Below are 15,367 nucleotides of genomic sequence, written 5' to 3' on the forward strand. Positions count from 1 at the left end.
GCTCCTCGTCGACGGTTGCGGATCAGGATAGCCCCGCGGCGAGCGGCACGTGAGAGCGCTCTCGCGTCGGTGGACGTCCCTTGCGTGCGGCGCCCGGTTGCCGTGAAGAACGGTGGACCCGTCCGGACGGCGGCACGCTGGGTCGCTGGTCGGCGGTCGCTCGGGGGTTCCGTTCGCTCAGGAGATGTCGGGCAGGGTCCATTCCAGGCCGGGTTCCTTCTGCACATTGAGCCGAGGGTCGCGCGCGACACCGGGCGGCAGCGACCCAGCGTGCCGCCGTCCGGACGGGTCCACCGTTCTTCACGGCAACCGGGCGCCGCACGCAAGGGACGTCCACCGACGCGAGAGCGCTCTCACGTGCCGCTCGCCGCGGGGCTATCCTGATCCGCAACCGTCGACGAGGAGCCGCGCAGTGACCGAGACCGCCCCGCGCCCCACCCTTGAGGCCGTCGCCGCGCGGGCCGGGGTCTCGCGGGCCACCGTGTCACGGGTGGTCAACGGCGGGGACGGGGTCCGGGAACCGCTCGTCGAGCGGGTTCGCAAGGCCGTGGAGGAACTCGGATACGTACCGAACCAGGCCGCCCGCAGCCTGGTGACCCGACGGCACGACGCCGTGGCCGTCGTCGTCGCCGAACCCGAGACCCGCGTCTTCGCCGACCCCTTCTTCGCGCTGCAACTCCGCGGCATCAGCAAGGAGTTGACCGCCCACGACAACCAGCTCGTGCTGCTGCTCACGGAGGGCCGGGACGACCATGCGCGCGTCGGCCGCTACCTCGCCGGCGGGCATGTCGACGGGGCGCTCGTCTTCTCGCTGCACCTCGACGACCCGCTGCCCGAGCTGATCCAGCGCGCCGGAGTGCCGACCGTGTTCGGCGGACGCCCCGGCTGGAGCGGCGACCGCCGCGGTGTGGTCTACGTCGACGTGGACAACCGCGGCGGTGCCCGCGACGCCGTACGGCACCTCGCCGGACTCGGCCGCACCCGCATCGCGCACATCGCCGGCGCCCTCGACCAGACCTCGGCGGTGGACCGGCTCGACGGATACCGGGATGTCATGGTCGACGCCGATCCCCGGCTGATCGTCGAGGGCGACTTCACGCCGGCCGGCGGGGAGCGGGCGATGCGGGAGCTTCTCGACCGCTGCCCGGACCTGGATGCGGTGTTCGCCGCCAACGACCTCAGCGCGGCCGGGGCGCTGCGGGTGCTGCGCGAGGCCGGGCGGCGGGTGCCGGACGATGTCGCCGTGGTCGGCTTCGACGACATGCTGCCGGTGACGGAGCAGACCGAACCGCCACTCACGACGATCCGTCAGGACATCGAGGAGATGGGCCGGCTGATGGCCCGGCTGCTGCTGCGCGGACTCGAACGGAACGCCGCCGACCAGGGCATCGGCGCCGCGCCGTCCAGCGTGGTGCTGCCGACCACGCTGATACGGCGGGCGTCCGCCTAGGCCCGGTTCGCGTCCCGTCAGCTCTGTACGGGTGCGCTCTTGATCACGGCGAAGCGGGCGCCGTACGGGTCGGTGAGCTTGGCGATGCGGCCGACGTCCGGCAGGTCCGTGGCGGGCATGCGGACCGCGCCGCCCAGCTCCTCGGCCTTGGCGACCGTGGCGTCCGTGTCGGTGACCTCGAAGTACGGCAGCCAGTACGCGGAGCCCTGCGCCTCGGCCGGGTCGTCGGCCTTGTCGACGACACCGCCGAACATGGCGTCCTCCCCCTGACCTCCGGGGCTGAACGTCGTGTACGTGCCGCCGTAGAAGTCGAGGGCGAAGGTCTCCATGCCGAGCGTCGCGTTGTAGAACCCCGCCGCGGCCGGCACGTCCGTCGTGTACAGCTCCAACCAGCACAGCGAGCCGGACTCCTGGACCATGTCGAGGCCCTTGTTGGTGCCGGGCTGCCACAGGCCGAAGGACGCGCCCGCCTTGTCGGCGAGGATGGCCATGCGGCCCAGGTCCATCACGTCCATCGGTTGCACCAGCACCGAGCCGTGCGCCTGCTCGGCCGACTTCGCGGTGGCGTCCGCGTCCGGGGCCTGGAAGTACACCGTCCAGGAGGGCGGGCCCTGCTCCTCGGTGGTCTGCATACCGCCGGCCACCGTCTTCCCGTCGAGCTGGAAGAGGCCGTAACCGCCGGTCTCGGGTCCGCCCGGCTGGAACCGCCAGCCGAACAGGCCGCCGTAGAAGGAACCGGCGCCCTCGATGTCGGGTGTGCCGACGTCGATCCAGTTCGGCGCGCCGGTGACGAAACGGGTGGTGAGCATCATCGCCCTCCTCGGAAGGGTCCCGCTGTCTGCACTGCCGAGTCTTGCACCGCCCACTGACAATCGCTGCCGGAATGCCGCCGTCTGCTGGGGCGCTCTCATGGTCACCGTCAGTGACGGGCCGGCTTCTCCTTGATTTCGTCCGGTTCCGCGCGCCGCCGTGCGCCGCGGCGCGGCGAGGGGGACCATCGAGTCGGCCGGAGGCCCTGCGGCGCGCGTTGATCCCGCGTTGATCGAACGTTTTTCGCCGCCCGGCACGATCCTGCGCATGCACATCGACACGATCACGATGATCACCTCGCCCGACCTGGCCTGGCAGGAGGAGGCGTTGTGCGCACAGACAGGGGCGGACTTCTTCTTCCCCGAGCCGGGCAGTTCCGTGCGCGAGGCGAAGCGGATCTGCGGCATGTGCCCGATCCGCTCCGCCTGCCTGGACTACGCCCTGGACAACGACGAACGATTCGGCGTCTGGGGTGGCCTCTCGGAGAAGGAGCGCCTGGAACTCAGGCGTACGTCACGCTGAACCGGCGGGTCGCGTACCGCGCCGGGCCGTCGATGATGCCCGCCGCACGCACGCGATGCGCGAACTCGGCGTGCGAGCCGAACCCGGCGCCCACCGAGGGCGGGCAGTCCTGGCGCACGGAGAGCGCCCATCGAGGAGGCTCCGCGCAGGGCGCCCACGAGGCCGTGCCGGACGTAGCTGTCGGGCACCTCGGGCCCCTGCTCCCCGAGGGCCCGGTCCACGGGCACGGGGTCGGTACAGCCGTCCCCGTAGGGCAGCCCACGGGCCACCGCCCGGCGCGGTCCCGCGTGCGTTCAGGCCGTCGGAAAAAGCGACGGCCGGCCCGCGCACTGGCGGACCGGCCGTCGAAGACCTTGGGGGCCGGCGGTCAGGCGCCCGCTCGAGCCGCCATGCGGGCCTTGCGCGCGGCCAGCTTCTCGTCGAACTTCAGGGCCTCCGCGTCCAGGCCGTTCATGTACAGCCCCAGCTCCTCCTGCGCCTTCAGCCCCTCGGGGCCGAGGCCGTCCATCTCCAGGACCTTCAGGAAGCGCAGGACGGGCTGGATCACGTCGTCGTGGTGGATGCGCATGTTGTAGACCTCGCCGATCGCCATCTGCGCGGCGGCCCGCTCGAAGCCGGGCATGCCGTGGCCGGGCATGCGGAAGTTCACGATCACGTCGCGCACCGCCATCATCGTCAGGTCGGGCGCGAGCTCGAAGGCGGCCTTCAGCAGGTTGCGGTAGAAGACCATGTGCAGGTTCTCGTCGGTCGCGATGCGCGCCAGCATGCGGTCGCAGACCGGGTCGCCCGACTGGTGGCCGGTGTTGCGGTGCGAGACACGGGTCGCCAGCTCCTGGAAGGAGACGTAGGCCACCGAGTGCAGCATCGAGTGGCGGTTGTCCGACTCGAAGCCCTCGCTCATGTGGGCCATCCGGAACTGCTCCAGCTTGTCCGGGTCCACCGCGCGCGAGGCGAGCAGGTAGTCACGCATCACGATGCCGTGGCGGCCCTCCTCGGCGGTCCAGCGATGCACCCAGGTGCCCCAGGCGCCGTCCCGGCCGAAGAGCGAGGCGATCTCGTGGTGGTAGCTGGGGAGGTTGTCCTCGGTGAGCAGGTTCACGACCAGGGCGATCCGGCCGAGCTCGGTGACCTTGGACTGCCCCTTCTCCCAGGCCTCGCCGTCCTCGAAGAAGCCGGGGAAGTTGCGGCCGTCGCTCCACGGCACGTACTCGTGCGGCATCCAGTCCTTGGTGACCTTCAGATGCCGGTTGAGTTCCGTCTCGACGACTTCCTCCAACGCGTACAGCAGCTTGGCGTCGGTCCAGACGGAAGGGCTGCCGAGATGAGGGGAAGTGATCGTCACGGGAACTCCAGGGGGACGCACAAGACAGGAACGGTGACCGGCGAGCGGATGCCGGAACCTACGGGATCGTAGGCTACGAACCCGTAGGTTACGAAGCCGTAGGTTAAGAGGGGTGTAAAGACCGCTGATCAGCTGCCGTTCGGCCGGGAGTTCGCGGGTTTGCGAAATGCCTCAGGAGGCGCAGGTCCCGGGGCTGAAAAGGGGATCCGTTCAGCCGGTCAGGCGTACAGATCACGCATCCTCACCGAGAGACATGTCACACATCCTTCGAGCTTCTCGAACTCGCTGATGTCGACCAGTACGGGCTCGTGGCCGAGGTCGGCGAGCAGTTCCGCCGTCTTTGGTGCGCTCGCGGCCATGAGCAGCTTGTCGCCGCCCAGCAGCACCACATGCGCCCCGGACTCCTCCGGCACCGGCAGGAAGCGTGGGAACAGCGACGGGGCGTCCAGCTGGGGGATACGGCCCAGGATCGTTCCGTCGGGCAGCGCGGTGATCGCCGACTTCAGGTGCAGCACCTTGCTCACCGGAACGGCGACGACCCGCGCGCCCAGGGGCTCGAACGCGGCGCGCAGCTGCTGGACGCCGGCCGCGTTGGTCCGCCCGCCGCGGCCGACGTAGATCGTGTCGCCGACCTTCAGGACGTCGCCGCCGTCCAGCGTGCCCGGCTCCCAGATCCAGTTCACCGAGCAGCCGAGCGAGGCGACGGCCTCCTCGACGCCCTCGGTCTCGTCCCGCCGGGACTCGGCGCCGGGCCGGGTGATCAGCGCGACGTTGCGGTACATGACGACGGTGTCCTCGACGAACACCGAGTCGGGGCAGTCGTCGGCCGGGTCCACCTCGATGGTCTCCCAGCCGTGCGTGCGCAGGGCCTCCGTGTACGTCTCCCACTGCTCGACCGCGAGATCGAGGYCGACCTTCTCCCGCTCGATGTGCGTGAGCAGCCCTTCGGCGAGGCGCGGGCTCGGGCGGCGGATGAGGGCCTTCTTGCTGGGCACGACGGGATCTCCGGGTCGATGGCTGGATTCGGTGCCCATCATGCATGGGGCACCGATCCGCCATCATGCAGGGCCGGTCCGTCCGGACAACACCCCCGCGGTCAGGCTGTAGCACTCCTGAGATGCGCCGCGGTGAAGGAGCCGCGGACTTCGGGGAGCTTCCGTGGCGTTCCCTCGAAGACCCCGCGACCACCTCCCGGCCGCGGTCCGGCCCCAGGTCGACGTCCGGCTCTCCCCCGATCCCGAAACGCCGGTGTACACGGTCAGCCGGCCTTTCGGGAGGCGGAGGGGGACGTCCTTGAGGTTGTTCTCCCTGGCTCCGGTGCGAAGCTAGGCGGGATTTCCGACAGTTTCTGGCGTGATCTCCTTCAGTTCTCCGTCCTCCACCATCAGCCAGCGCGTGATGCCGATCGACTCCAGGAACGGCAGGTCGTGGCTGGCCACGATCAGCGCCCCCTCGTACGACTCCAGGGCCGAGGTGAGCTGCTGCACGCTCGCCATGTCCAGGTTGTTCGTCGGCTCGTCCAGCATCAGCAGCTGCGGCGCGGGCTCGGCCAGCATCAGTGCGGCCAGCGCCGCACGGAAGCGCTCGCCGCCGGACAGCGTCGCCGCCTTCTGGTCGGCGCGGGCGCCCCGGAACAGGAAGCGTGCCAGCCGCGCCCGGATCCGGTTGTTGGTGGCGCCCGGCGCGAACCGGGCCACGTTCTCGGCGACCGACAGCTCGTCGTCGAGGACGTCCAGCCGTTGTGGCAAGAAGCGCAGCGGGACATGCGCCGTCGCCTCGCCCGCCACCGGCTCCAGCTCACCGGCGATCGTGCGCAGCAGCGTCGTCTTGCCCGAGCCGTTGCGCCCGATCAGCGCGATCCGCTCCGGACCGTGCAGATCGAAGCCTGTGGCCACGCGTGCGCCGTACGCCAGCTCCAGCTCGCGCAGCGTGAGCACGCCGCGGCCCGGCGGTACGGCCGTGTACGGCAGGTCGACGCGGATCTCGTCGTCGTCCCGTACGGCCACCACCGCATCGTCGAGCCGCTCCTTGGCCTCGGCGAGCTTCTCCTCGTGCATGATCCGGTGCTTGCCCGCGGACTCCTGCGCCGCCCGCTTGCGCGCACCCATGACGATCTTCGGCTCGCGCTTTTGGTCCCACATCTTCTGCCCGTACCGCTTGCGGCGGGCCAACTTGACCTGGGCATCGACCAGTTCGCGCTTCTGCTTCTTGAGGTCGGCCTCGGCGACCCGCACCATGCGCTCGGCGGCCTCCTGTTCCGTGGCGAGCGCCTCCTCGTACGCCGAGTAGTTGCCGCCGTACCAGCTGATCTCGCCGGAGCGCAGATCGGCGATCTGGTCGACGAGGTCGAGGAGTTCGCGGTCGTGGCTGACCACTACCATCACCCCCGGCCAGGATTCGACGGCCGCGTACAGCCGCCTGCGTGCGTACAGGTCGAGGTTGTTGGTGGGCTCGTCCAGCAGCAGGACGTCCGGGCGGCGCAGCAGCAGCGCGGCCAGGCGCAGCAGCACCGACTCGCCGCCGGACACCTCGCCGATCGTGCGGTCCAACTCGACGTGACCGAGCCCGAGTTCGCCCAGTGTGGCGAGGGCGCGCTCCTCCACGTCCCAGTCGTCGCCGACGGTCTCGAAGTGCTCCTCGGCCACGTCGCCCTCCTCGATGGCGTGCAGCGCGGCCCGCTTGGCGGCGATACCCAGGGCCTCGTCGACCTTGAGACGGGTGTCGAGTGTGACGTTCTGCGGGAGGTAGCCGATCTCGCCCGCGACGCGCACGGCGCCGTCGGCCGGAGCGAGGTCACCGGCGATGAGCTTCAACAGGGTTGATTTTCCGGACCCGTTGATGCCGACGAGCCCGGTCCTGCCGGGACCGAACGCGACGTCCAGGCCCTCGAAGACGGCGCCGGCGCCGGGCCAGGTGAAGGACAGGGAAGTAATGCTGATGGATGTAGGCATGGGGGCGCCTCCGCGGTTGCTCGAAACGATCAGGGGCAAACGCGTATCGAGACACCGGCGACCATCGGGCGGCGGGAAGCCCGGGGCATGAGAAAAGCCCTGTTCCGTGAGGACGGCTCGAACGCCGAGGTCGCACGCTGCGCACACACCTCAGGTGTGACGCGGTGTCTCAGACCTCAGACGAGCAACGTCCTTCTCCAATCGACGGCAACAGGACCGCTATACACCGTAGGTTGGGGCTGCGACGGTGTCAACGCAATTAAGGGCCGATGCGGGAACCGCAGCGAGAGGGCCCTACGGCTCGCCCGGCCGAGGAGGCCCGGCGGCCCGCCCCGTCAAGGGCGCCCGGCGGGAGGCCTCAGCAGGCGTCCCGCATCAGTTCCGCCAGGTCGCGGTCCAGGTCGAGCTGCAGGTGCTCCAGGCCGAGGGGCACCAGGTCGCTCGTGGCCTGGAGGAAACGGCGCAGCTCGCCCGTGCGGATGTGCACGACCGCGGTGCCCTCGGGGGCGTGGAACTCCAGGACGGTCCGGTCGAAGCCGTACGGCCGCACCCGGACGTCGCCGTCGCCCTCGGGGCCCTCGAGCCCGGCCAGGAGCAGCTCCCGGCTGAAGGTCCAGCAGACCTCGACACCCTCCAGGGTGGCCGGGGCAGGGAAGGTCATACAGACGGCGAACGGGTCGCTCCGGTCGTAGTGAAGGGTCGCGGGAATGCTCTGCATCCGCGGCGCGGCGGCGACAAGACGGGCCTCGACGGGCTGCTCGATGACAGTGGACAACGCCTTGCTCCCTTGTGATGGCTGGACGAACATCCGGGTGGACGAGACCGGGCACTCGTAGAGACGATGGAATCGGCCAATCCGTGCACCCCGAGGGCGAGTGACCTCTGTCACCGCCTTCATGCACGGGAGTGGGGCGTTCGTCCTCCTGTGACCGGATGGTCTGCTGTGGCAGGTGCGGACATCTGGACGGAGCCGGTGCGGTGCACTAGCTTCGCCCGCCATGAGACGTTCGGGGAGCACGCGACGGGTGGGGCGTACGTTTCGGACAATGGCCGCCGGGATGGCGTGCGGGGCGGCGCTGGCCGCGCTGACGGCCGTACCCGCGCAGGCGCACGAGCCGCAGGGACACGCGCCGCACTGGGAACTCAAGAACAGCGGGACGCCCGAGGTGCGCTTCCGGGGCCTGTCCGCGGTCAGCCGCAGCACGGCATGGCTGGCCGGGACCGCGGGCACCGTACTGCGTACCACCGACGGCGGCGCCACCTGGCGCAACGTCTCGCCGCCGGGCGCGGCCGAGCTGCAGTTCCGGGACATCGAGGCGTTCGACGCGCGGCGTGCCGTGGTGCTGGCCATCGGGGAGGGCGAGGCGTCGCGGCTGTACCGCACGGACGACGGCGGCGCGACCTGGACCGAGTCCTTCCGCAACACCGACGCGCGGGCCTTCTACGACTGCCTCACCTTCCTCGACCGCCGGCACGGCCTGGCGATGAGCGACCCGGTCGACGGCAGGTTCCGCATCCTGTCGACGAGCGACGGCGGCCGCTCCTGGAAAGTGCTGCCCAGCGCCGGGATGCCCGCCGCGCTGGAGGGCGAGGCCGGGTTCGCGGCGAGCGGGCAGTGCCTGGTCGGCTCCGGACCGAAGGACGTCTGGCTGGCCACCGGCGGGGCGGCACACGCGCGTGTCCTGCACTCCGCCGACCGGGGGCTGACCTGGACGGCCACCGACACGCCGATCCCGGCCGGCGACCCGGCCCGGGGTGTCTTCGCGCTCGCCTTCCGCGACCGTACCCACGGGCTCGCGGTCGGCGGCGACTATCGCCCCGAGCAGGCCTCCCCGCAGGCGGCGGCACGCACGACCGACGCCGGGCGCGGCTGGACGTCCGCCGCCACGCCGCCGCCCGCCTACCGCTCCGGCGTCGCCTGGCTCCCGCACAGCCGCACCGCCGCCCTCGCGGTCGGCCCCACGGGCACGGACCTGACGACCGACGCCGGGCGCACCTGGCGGACGGTCGACAGCGGTTCCTACGACACGGTGGACTGCACGCCCGACCTGAGCTGCTGGGCCGCGGGGGAGAAGGGGCGGGTCGCGCGGCTGGAGAGGTGACCGGCGGCATGCGGGTACTCGGACGCCGACCGCGTGAGCAGTCCGCGAGAGGAGTGACGCACATGCCGGCCGGTTCGAGCCCGAAGCGGGAACGCCAGTACGAGCACATCAGGAAGAGCGCCCGGGACCGGGGCGAGAGCGCCTCGCGCGCCGAGGAGATCGCGGCGCGGACGGTGAACAAGGAACGCGCCCGGTCCGGCGAGTCGAAGACCGCCGGCCGCACGTCCACCGAGGACATGTCCTCCGGCAGGCGAGGCGGGCTGCGGTCGGGCAAGGGCTCCCAGGGGCCCACCTACGACCAGCTGTACGCGGAGGCCAAGCGGCGCAACATCCACGGGCGTTCGGACATGGACAAGGGCCGGCTCAAGCGAGCGCTGGGGAAGTGAGGCTCACCGGGGCGCCTCGCGGTACCGCTCCAGTTCCGGCGCTGTCTTCGTGGCGACGAACTCGGTGATGCGGTAGGCGCAGACCCCGGCGCCGACGAACGGATCGGTCGCGGCGATCCCCTCGATCCGCGCCCGGTCCTCGGCGACAGCCAGGATCACGCCGCCGTCGCGGGGGTTCTTGCGCCCGGACGCGAGGAAGATCCCCTTCTCGTACTGCTCGTCGAGCCACGCCACATGGGCCTCCAGCACGGTGTCGACGTCCTCGATCGGTGCGGTGTAGGTCAGCTCCAGTACGAACATGATCGCGACCCTACCCCCGGGCCCGTACGCTCGTGCCCACCATGACGACCGTACGCATTCCCGCGGGCTGGCCCGCGACCGAGGAGGAGGCCCGCGCCGTCCAGGACGAGCTGCGGGAGCGAGTGGTGCTCGACGAGCCGGGGCCACCGCCCGGGTCCGGGCACGTGACCGGCGTGGACGTGGCCTACGACGACGAGCGGGACGTGGTCGCGGCCGCGGCGGTCGTCCTCGACGCGGCGACCCTGGAGGTCGTGGCCGAGGCCACAGCCGTAGGCCGGATCTCCTTCCCGTACGTCCCCGGCCTCCTCGCCTTCCGCGAGATCCCCACGGTGCTGGCCGCCCTCGACGCCCTGCCCTGCGCACCCGGCCTGGTCGTGTGCGACGGCTACGGGCGCGCCCATCCCCGCCGCTTCGGCCTCGCCAGCCACCTCGGCGTCCTCACCGACCTGCCCACGATCGGCGTCGCCAAGAACCCGTTCACCTTCACCTACGATGCCCCCGCCGCACCACGCGGCTCCGCCACGCCCCTCCTGGCAGCCGACGAGGAAGTCGGCCGGGCCCTACGCACCCGCGACACGATCAAGCCGGTCTTCGTCTCGGCAGGCCACCGGGTGAGCCTGGCCAACGCATGCGCCCACACCCTCGCCCTGACCCCGCAGTACCGCTTGCCGGAGACCACGCGCAGGGCGGACTCCTTGTGCCGGAAGGCGTTGAAGGAGGCGACCCGACCCAGGCCGGAGCCGGCCACTCGAGCTGCGGCGGATCCCACCAGGACGTGGGGGCGGTCCCTGTTCGAGCGGCAATCGAATGCGGTGGCCTGGGCGGGCCGAGTGCTCGCTGCGGCGGTGGTGGGCACCGAGCGAGCGCCGGAGATCGACGCCGCGCTCGAGCTGGCGGCCCACCGCGAGCGATGGAGCCGGGGCCGCGAGGTGTTCGATCAGGTCCGCGCGCGTTCCGCCACGGACCAGGACCGGCTCACGGAGGAGCAGGACGCGGTGTTCCAGCTCGCCGAACTGGTCGGCAAACTGGCGCACAACGCGGCCGGTCCGCCACCGTTCTTCGACCACCACGTGGGCTGGCGAATCGGCCCCCTCGCCGTGCGCCTCGCCACTGCGGCGCACGATCCCGTCGTACGGACCCGGATCGCCGAGGCGCTCGGGGAGTGGCCGCCGGCCGAAGCCGACGGCACGTCCTGAAGGGGCGGCCTGAGTAGCTCGACTGAGTACCCGTACGGATGTGGGCACATCACCGGGCTCGGCAGGCTGAACCCCATGACGACGCACCGCTCCCCGAAGCCCCTCGCCGACCCCAACCGTCCCGTCGAGCGTGCCGTGACGGTTGCGCTGGTTCTGGCCACCTTGGCCGGGCTGGGGTGGATCGTCGGGATGATCTACACCATCGCGGGGTGGCCGCTGTAGGGCAGGCGGTTCAGCGGGTGGCGGCCACCCGGAAGGTGATGCCCGCCGTGCGCAGGCGCTCGATCAGGGCGTCTCCCATCGCGACCGCCGTGGTGACCTGGCCGGCTGTCGGCGGCAGTTCGTCGAAGGCCAGGGAGAGGGCCGACTCGGCGAACATCTTCGCCGTCTCGCCGTAGCCGGGGTCACCTCCGGCCACCTCCGTGAAGACCCGGCGGCCGCCGCCCTCGCCCACGAAGCGGACCGAGAACCAGCTCTTCGCGCGCTTCTCGGGGCCGGGACCCTCGCCCGGCTTGAGCCGGTCGGACAACCAGCGCCGGGCGGGCGGCAGTTGGGCGGCCGTGAAGAGCCCGCTCATCGCCGCGACGCCGCCGAGCGCGACGGGAAGGTGCCGTACGGCGGCGTAGTGGCGGTAGCGGAAGTCGGGGCCGTAGCGGTCGAGGGCCCTCGCGGACCGCTTCACGATCTGCGGGTCGATCGTCGGCAAGGGCAGCGCCCACGCTCCGACCTCCCCCGCGAACCGGGGCACCCCCGTGGGCGCCTGCGCCCGGCGCCCCATCAGCCGCGGCTCGTGGCGGGCCCGGTCGCGTGCGGCGGCGATCATCTGGGGTCCGCGCGCGAACTGGTTGAGCGCCGAGGCGAACGTACCGCCCGAGAAGGTGGCGTCGGCCGTCACGAAACCGTCGATCGACAACGGCACGTCCTCCGGCAGCTGCTGGACGGTGAAATACGCGCCCAGGTCGTGCGGGATCGAGTCGAAGCCGCAGGCGTGCACCAGCCGCGCGCCCGTCTCACGCGCGCGTGCGTCGTGCCGGACGTACGTCAGGTCCACGAACTCCGGCTCACCGGAGAGGTCGAGGTAGTCGGCGCCGGTGTCCGCGCAGGCCGCCACCAGGTCCTCGCCGTACTTCACGTAAGGACCCACCGTGGACGCCACCACGCGCGCGTGCTCGGCGAGCCGGCGCATCGAGGCCGGATCGGCGACGTCCGCCTCCAGCACCCCGATCCCCTCGCCGCCCGGCAGCGACTCGCGCAGCCGCTCCAGCTTCTCCCTGCTGCGGCCGGCGATCGCCCAGCGCAGCCCCTCGGGCGCGTTCTCGGCGAGATACTCCGCGGTGAGTACCCCGACGAACCCCGTCGCTCCGAAGAGCACGATGTCGTACGGACGCTCCGTCCTGCTCAACCTGCTCATGACACCCCTCGGTCCCGCACCACGCGCCGTTGTCGGTGGCCGAGGCTAGCGTGAGGTGTGCGGAGCCCGACGACGAGCCCGGAGGTATGCGGTGGCCGTACCCAGAACCGCCCTGAAGAAGTGGGAAAAAGTACGCGAGTTCGCCCTCGGGATGCCCGGCGCCGTCGAGGAGTTCCCCTGGGGCGAGACGGTCGCGAAGGTCAACAAGAAGGTGTTCGTCTTCCTCGGCGTCGACGACGGCAGCTATCCGATGGGCGTCACCGTGAAGCTCAAGGACGAGTCGGCTCATGCCCACGCCCTGACCTGTCCGGGCGCCGAGCCCGCCGGATACGGCCTCGGGAAGGCCGGCTGGGTCAGCATCCCGCTGGAGCAGAAGGACGCCCCGACGGCGGAGCTGCTGTGCGACTGGGTCGAGGAGAGCTACCGCACGATCGCGCCGAAGCGGCTGATAGCGGAGCTCGACGCGCGCTGATTGCGCCGGGGCGGCTTCGCGGTCGGGCTTCCGGCGGGTAACTTCCTAAGCGCTTGCTCTTGTGTCTGTCGGTGCATCTTCTTAGCATCACTGGTGTTACAGCAGTAGTGTCACACCCCTGGGGGCAGGATGGCGACGACGCCAGGACAGGGCCCGCTCACCGGCGTGCGCGTGGTCGAGCTGGCCGGAATCGGGCCCGGCCCGTTCGCCGCCATGCTCCTCGCCGACCTGGGCGCCGACGTGGTGCGCGTGGACCGGCCCGGCGGCACGGGGCTGGCCATCAACACCCGGTTCGACATCACCAACCGCAACAAGCGCTCGGTGGTCGTCGACCTGAAGTCCCCCGACGGCCCCGCGCGCGTACTCGACCTCGCAGCCCGCGCCGACATCCTCATCGAGGGCTACCGCCCCGGCGTCGCCGAGCGCCTCGGCGTCGGCCCCGAGGCCTGCCACGCCCGCAACCCGAAGCTGGTCTACGGCCGCATGACGGGCTGGGGCCAGGAGGGGCCGCTGGCCCACCGCGCCGGGCACGACATCGCCTACATCGCGGTCACCGGCACCCTCGGCATGATCGGCGGCCCCGACGAACCGCCCGCCGTCCCCGCCAACCTGGTCGGCGACTACGCGGGCGGCTCGCTCTACCTCGTCGTCGGCATCCTCGCCGCCCTCCATCACGCGCGCGCGACCGGCACCGGCCAGGTCGTCGACGCCGCCATCGTCGACGGCACCTCCCACCTCTCCGCGATGATCCACGGCATGCTCGCCGCGGGCGGCTGGCAGGACCGGCGCGGCGCGAACCTCCTGGACGGCGGCTGCCCGTACTACGGCACCTACGAGACGGCAGACGGCCGGTACATGGCGGTCGGCGCCCTGGAACCCCAGTTCTACGACGAGTTCCTGCGACTCCTCGGCATCGAGGACTTCGCCTCCGCCCGCAAGGACATTTCGCGCTGGGGCGAGCTGCGAGAGGTGGTCGCGGCCCGCTTCAAGTCCCGTACGAGGGACGAGTGGACGGCCGTTTTCGAGGGCTCCGACGCCTGTGTGGCCCCCGTCCTGTCCCTGCGCGAGGCACCGCAGCACCCGCACCTCGCCGCCCGCGGCACCTTCACCGACGTGTCGGCGCCCCGGTTCGCCGCGACCCCCACCGCCGTACGCACCGGCCCGGCACAGCCCGGCGCCGACACCGCGGGCGTGGCACGCGACTGGGACGTACCCGATCTCCTGAAGGGCCTCGACACGGACGGCCCCGCGACGAAGGGCCTCGTATGAAGCGGCAGATCTTCGCCCCCGAGCACGACGCGTTCCGCGCGACCGTGCGCAGCTTCCTGGACCGGGAGGTGCTGCCCCACTACGAGCAGTGGGAGAAGGACGGCATCGTCTCCCGCGACGCCTGGCGCGCGGCCGGCAAGCAGGGCCTGCTCGGCTTCGCCGTGCCCGAGGAGTACGGAGGCGGCGGCACCGACGACTTCCGCTACAGCGCGGTCCTCGCCGAGGAGTTCACGCGCGCGGGCGCCCCGGGACTCGCCCTCGGCCTGCACAACGACATCATCGGCCCGTACCTCACCTCGCTCGCCACCGACGAGCAGAAGCGCCGCTGGCTGCCCGGCTTCTGCGACGGCTCGCTGATCACGGCCATCGCCATGACCGAACCCGGCGCCGGCTCCGACCTCCAGGGCATCCGCACCCACGCCGAGGACCGCGGCGACCACTGGGTCCTGAACGGCTCCAAGACGTTCATCTCCAACGGCATCCTCGCCGACCTGGTGATCGTGGTCGCGAAGACGACCCCCGAGGGCGGCGCGCACGGGCTGTCGCTGCTCGTCGTCGAGCGCGGCATGGACGGCTTCGAGCGCGGCCGCAACCTCGACAAGATCGGCCAGAAGGCGCAGGACACGGCCGAACTGTTCTTCCACGACGTGCGCGTGCCCAAGGAGAACCTCCTCGGCGAGCTCAACGGCGCGTTCGTCCATCTGATGACGAACCTCGCGCAGGAGCGCCTGAGCATCGCCGTCTCCGCGATCGCCGCCGCCGAACACCTGCTGGAGATCACCACCGAGTACGTCAAGGAACGCGAGGCCTTCGGCCGGGCCCTCGCCACCAAGCAGCACATCCGGTTCGAGATAGCCGAGATGGCCACGGAGTGCGCCGTCACCCGGACCTTCCTCGACCGCTGCATCGAGGATCACTCGAACGGAGAGCTCGACGCCGTCCACGCCTCCATGGCCAAGTGGTGGGCGACCGAACTCCAGAAGCGGGTCGCCGACCGCTGCCTGCAACTGCACGGCGGCTACGGCTACATGAGCGAATACCCGGTCGCCCGTGCCTTCACCGACGGCCGTATCCAGACCATCTACGGCGGGACGACCGAGATCATGAAGGAGATCATCGGCCGTTCCCTGCTGGGCTGACCCTCACCCTCGAAAGG

Annotated in this window: 16 protein-coding genes and 1 pseudogene; 9 read left to right on the forward strand and 8 right to left on the reverse strand. The window is 71.2% G+C overall.

The features are described from left to right. Positions 1-412 precede the first annotated feature (412 nt). Positions 413-1,450 (forward strand): LacI family DNA-binding transcriptional regulator, encoded by a 1,038-nt coding sequence (locus EAO75_RS00515; protein ID WP_147993035.1) that lies wholly within the window; start codon positions 413-415, stop codon positions 1,448-1,450. A 17-nt stretch (positions 1,451-1,467) separates the two neighbouring features. Here the strand turns inward: EAO75_RS00515 and EAO75_RS00520 are convergent, their stop codons facing one another. After that, positions 1,468-2,259 carry a VOC family protein gene (locus EAO75_RS00520; protein WP_147993162.1) on the reverse strand — a complete coding sequence of 264 codons (792 nt, stop codon included), beginning with the start codon at positions 2,257-2,259 and terminating at the stop codon, positions 1,468-1,470. A gap of 268 nt (positions 2,260-2,527) precedes the next feature. Between EAO75_RS00520 and EAO75_RS00525 the strand changes: the two genes are divergently transcribed. Further along, positions 2,528-2,782, forward strand: a complete 255-nt coding sequence (locus tag EAO75_RS00525; protein ID WP_187284242.1) for a WhiB family transcriptional regulator — start codon at positions 2,528-2,530, stop codon at positions 2,780-2,782. Here the strand turns inward: EAO75_RS00525 and EAO75_RS45515 are convergent. The 5 genes from EAO75_RS45515 to EAO75_RS00545 form a co-directional block, all read right to left on the reverse strand. After that, positions 2,763-2,900, reverse strand: a complete 138-nt coding sequence (locus EAO75_RS45515; protein WP_187284243.1) for a hypothetical protein — start codon at positions 2,898-2,900, stop codon at positions 2,763-2,765. The genes EAO75_RS00525 and EAO75_RS45515 overlap by 20 nt on opposite strands. Before the next feature lie 249 nt (positions 2,901-3,149). Further along, on the reverse strand, positions 3,150-4,124 hold the full coding sequence (locus EAO75_RS00530; protein ID WP_147993037.1) for an acyl-ACP desaturase: 975 nt from the start codon (positions 4,122-4,124) through the stop codon (positions 3,150-3,152). A 218-nt stretch (positions 4,125-4,342) separates the two neighbouring features. Further along, the gene (ddaH, locus tag EAO75_RS00535) at positions 4,343-5,119 is read right to left on the reverse strand and encodes a dimethylargininase (protein WP_147993038.1); all 777 of its coding nucleotides are present in this window, start codon (positions 5,117-5,119) and stop codon (positions 4,343-4,345) included. A gap of 330 nt (positions 5,120-5,449) precedes the next feature. Continuing rightward, positions 5,450-7,075, reverse strand: coding sequence for an ABC-F family ATP-binding cassette domain-containing protein (locus tag EAO75_RS00540; protein WP_147993039.1), 1,626 nt, complete (start codon positions 7,073-7,075; stop codon positions 5,450-5,452). 358 nt (positions 7,076-7,433) lie between these two features. Beyond that, positions 7,434-7,850, reverse strand: coding sequence for an SsgA family sporulation/cell division regulator (locus EAO75_RS00545; RefSeq protein ID WP_147993040.1), 417 nt, complete (start codon positions 7,848-7,850; stop codon positions 7,434-7,436). 271 nt (positions 7,851-8,121) lie between these two features. Here EAO75_RS00545 and EAO75_RS00550 point away from each other — a divergent pair, with 271 nt between their 5' ends. Next, the gene (locus EAO75_RS00550) at positions 8,122-9,177 is read left to right on the forward strand and encodes a WD40/YVTN/BNR-like repeat-containing protein (RefSeq protein ID WP_147993041.1); all 1,056 of its coding nucleotides are present in this window, start codon (positions 8,122-8,124) and stop codon (positions 9,175-9,177) included. Between the two features lie 62 nt (positions 9,178-9,239). Then, a complete protein-coding gene (locus EAO75_RS00555) occupies positions 9,240-9,563 on the forward strand; it encodes a plasmid stabilization protein (protein WP_147993042.1) in 324 nt (107 codons plus the stop codon). Positions 9,564-9,566: 3 nt separating this feature from the next. Here EAO75_RS00555 and EAO75_RS00560 read toward each other — a convergent pair whose 3' ends face one another. Next, entirely contained in the window at positions 9,567-9,863 is a 297-nt protein-coding gene (locus tag EAO75_RS00560) for a YciI family protein (protein ID WP_147993043.1), read from the reverse strand. Positions 9,864-9,904: 41 nt separating this feature from the next. Here EAO75_RS00560 and EAO75_RS00565 point away from each other — a divergent pair. Together EAO75_RS00565 and mmpA are read left to right on the forward strand one after the other, a co-directional pair. Next, positions 9,905-10,588 (forward strand): annotated as a pseudogene (locus EAO75_RS00565) (endonuclease V); the annotation flags it as partial. Positions 10,589-11,134: 546 nt separating this feature from the next. Then, on the forward strand, positions 11,135-11,281 hold the full coding sequence (gene mmpA / locus EAO75_RS45520) for a morphogenic membrane protein MmpA (RefSeq protein WP_187284244.1): 147 nt from the start codon (positions 11,135-11,137) through the stop codon (positions 11,279-11,281). Positions 11,282-11,291: 10 nt separating this feature from the next. On the opposite strand, the gene EAO75_RS00570 is transcribed toward mmpA, so the two are convergent. After that, positions 11,292-12,470 (reverse strand): saccharopine dehydrogenase family protein, encoded by a 1,179-nt coding sequence (locus EAO75_RS00570; RefSeq protein ID WP_147993044.1) that lies wholly within the window; start codon positions 12,468-12,470, stop codon positions 11,292-11,294. 91 nt (positions 12,471-12,561) lie between these two features. Here EAO75_RS00570 and EAO75_RS00575 point away from each other — a divergent pair, with 91 nt between their 5' ends. From EAO75_RS00575 to EAO75_RS00585, 3 genes are all read left to right on the forward strand, one after another. After that, positions 12,562-12,942: an MmcQ/YjbR family DNA-binding protein gene (locus EAO75_RS00575; RefSeq protein ID WP_147993045.1), complete on the forward strand. Its 381-nt coding sequence runs from the start codon at positions 12,562-12,564 to the stop codon at positions 12,940-12,942. A 129-nt stretch (positions 12,943-13,071) separates the two neighbouring features. Beyond that, positions 13,072-14,211: a CaiB/BaiF CoA transferase family protein gene (locus EAO75_RS00580; protein WP_147993046.1), complete on the forward strand. Its 1,140-nt coding sequence runs from the start codon at positions 13,072-13,074 to the stop codon at positions 14,209-14,211. Further along, positions 14,208-15,350, forward strand: a complete 1,143-nt coding sequence (locus EAO75_RS00585) for an acyl-CoA dehydrogenase family protein (RefSeq protein WP_147993047.1) — start codon at positions 14,208-14,210, stop codon at positions 15,348-15,350. Before EAO75_RS00580 ends, EAO75_RS00585 begins: the two co-directional genes overlap by 4 nt. The last annotated feature ends 17 nt before the right edge of the window (positions 15,351-15,367 follow it).

Origin of the sequence: Streptomyces sp. UW30, assembly GCF_008042075.1 — a bacterium.
Lineage (GTDB): Bacteria > Actinomycetota > Actinomycetes > Streptomycetales > Streptomycetaceae > Streptomyces.

What these genes read in the sequence shown, in the direction of transcription:
- EAO75_RS00585 (WP_147993047.1), top strand. Translation starts at nt 14,208, where the DNA reads ATGAAGCGGCAGATCTTCGCCCCCGAGCACGACGCGTTCCGCGCGACC.
- EAO75_RS00570 (WP_147993044.1), bottom strand. Translation starts at nt 12,470, where the DNA reads ATGAGCAGGTTGAGCAGGACGGAGCGTCCGTACGACATCGTGCTCTTC.
- EAO75_RS00550 (WP_147993041.1), top strand. Translation starts at nt 8,122, where the DNA reads ATGGCCGCCGGGATGGCGTGCGGGGCGGCGCTGGCCGCGCTGACGGCC.
- EAO75_RS00520 (WP_147993162.1), bottom strand. Translation starts at nt 2,259, where the DNA reads ATGCTCACCACCCGTTTCGTCACCGGCGCGCCGAACTGGATCGACGTC.
- mmpA (WP_187284244.1), top strand. Translation starts at nt 11,135, where the DNA reads ATGACGACGCACCGCTCCCCGAAGCCCCTCGCCGACCCCAACCGTCCC.
- EAO75_RS00525 (WP_187284242.1), top strand. Translation starts at nt 2,528, where the DNA reads ATGCACATCGACACGATCACGATGATCACCTCGCCCGACCTGGCCTGG.
- EAO75_RS00555 (WP_147993042.1), top strand. Translation starts at nt 9,240, where the DNA reads ATGCCGGCCGGTTCGAGCCCGAAGCGGGAACGCCAGTACGAGCACATC.
- EAO75_RS00540 (WP_147993039.1), bottom strand. Translation starts at nt 7,075, where the DNA reads ATGCCTACATCCATCAGCATTACTTCCCTGTCCTTCACCTGGCCCGGC.
- EAO75_RS00560 (WP_147993043.1), bottom strand. Translation starts at nt 9,863, where the DNA reads ATGTTCGTACTGGAGCTGACCTACACCGCACCGATCGAGGACGTCGAC.
- EAO75_RS00580 (WP_147993046.1), top strand. Translation starts at nt 13,072, where the DNA reads ATGGCGACGACGCCAGGACAGGGCCCGCTCACCGGCGTGCGCGTGGTC.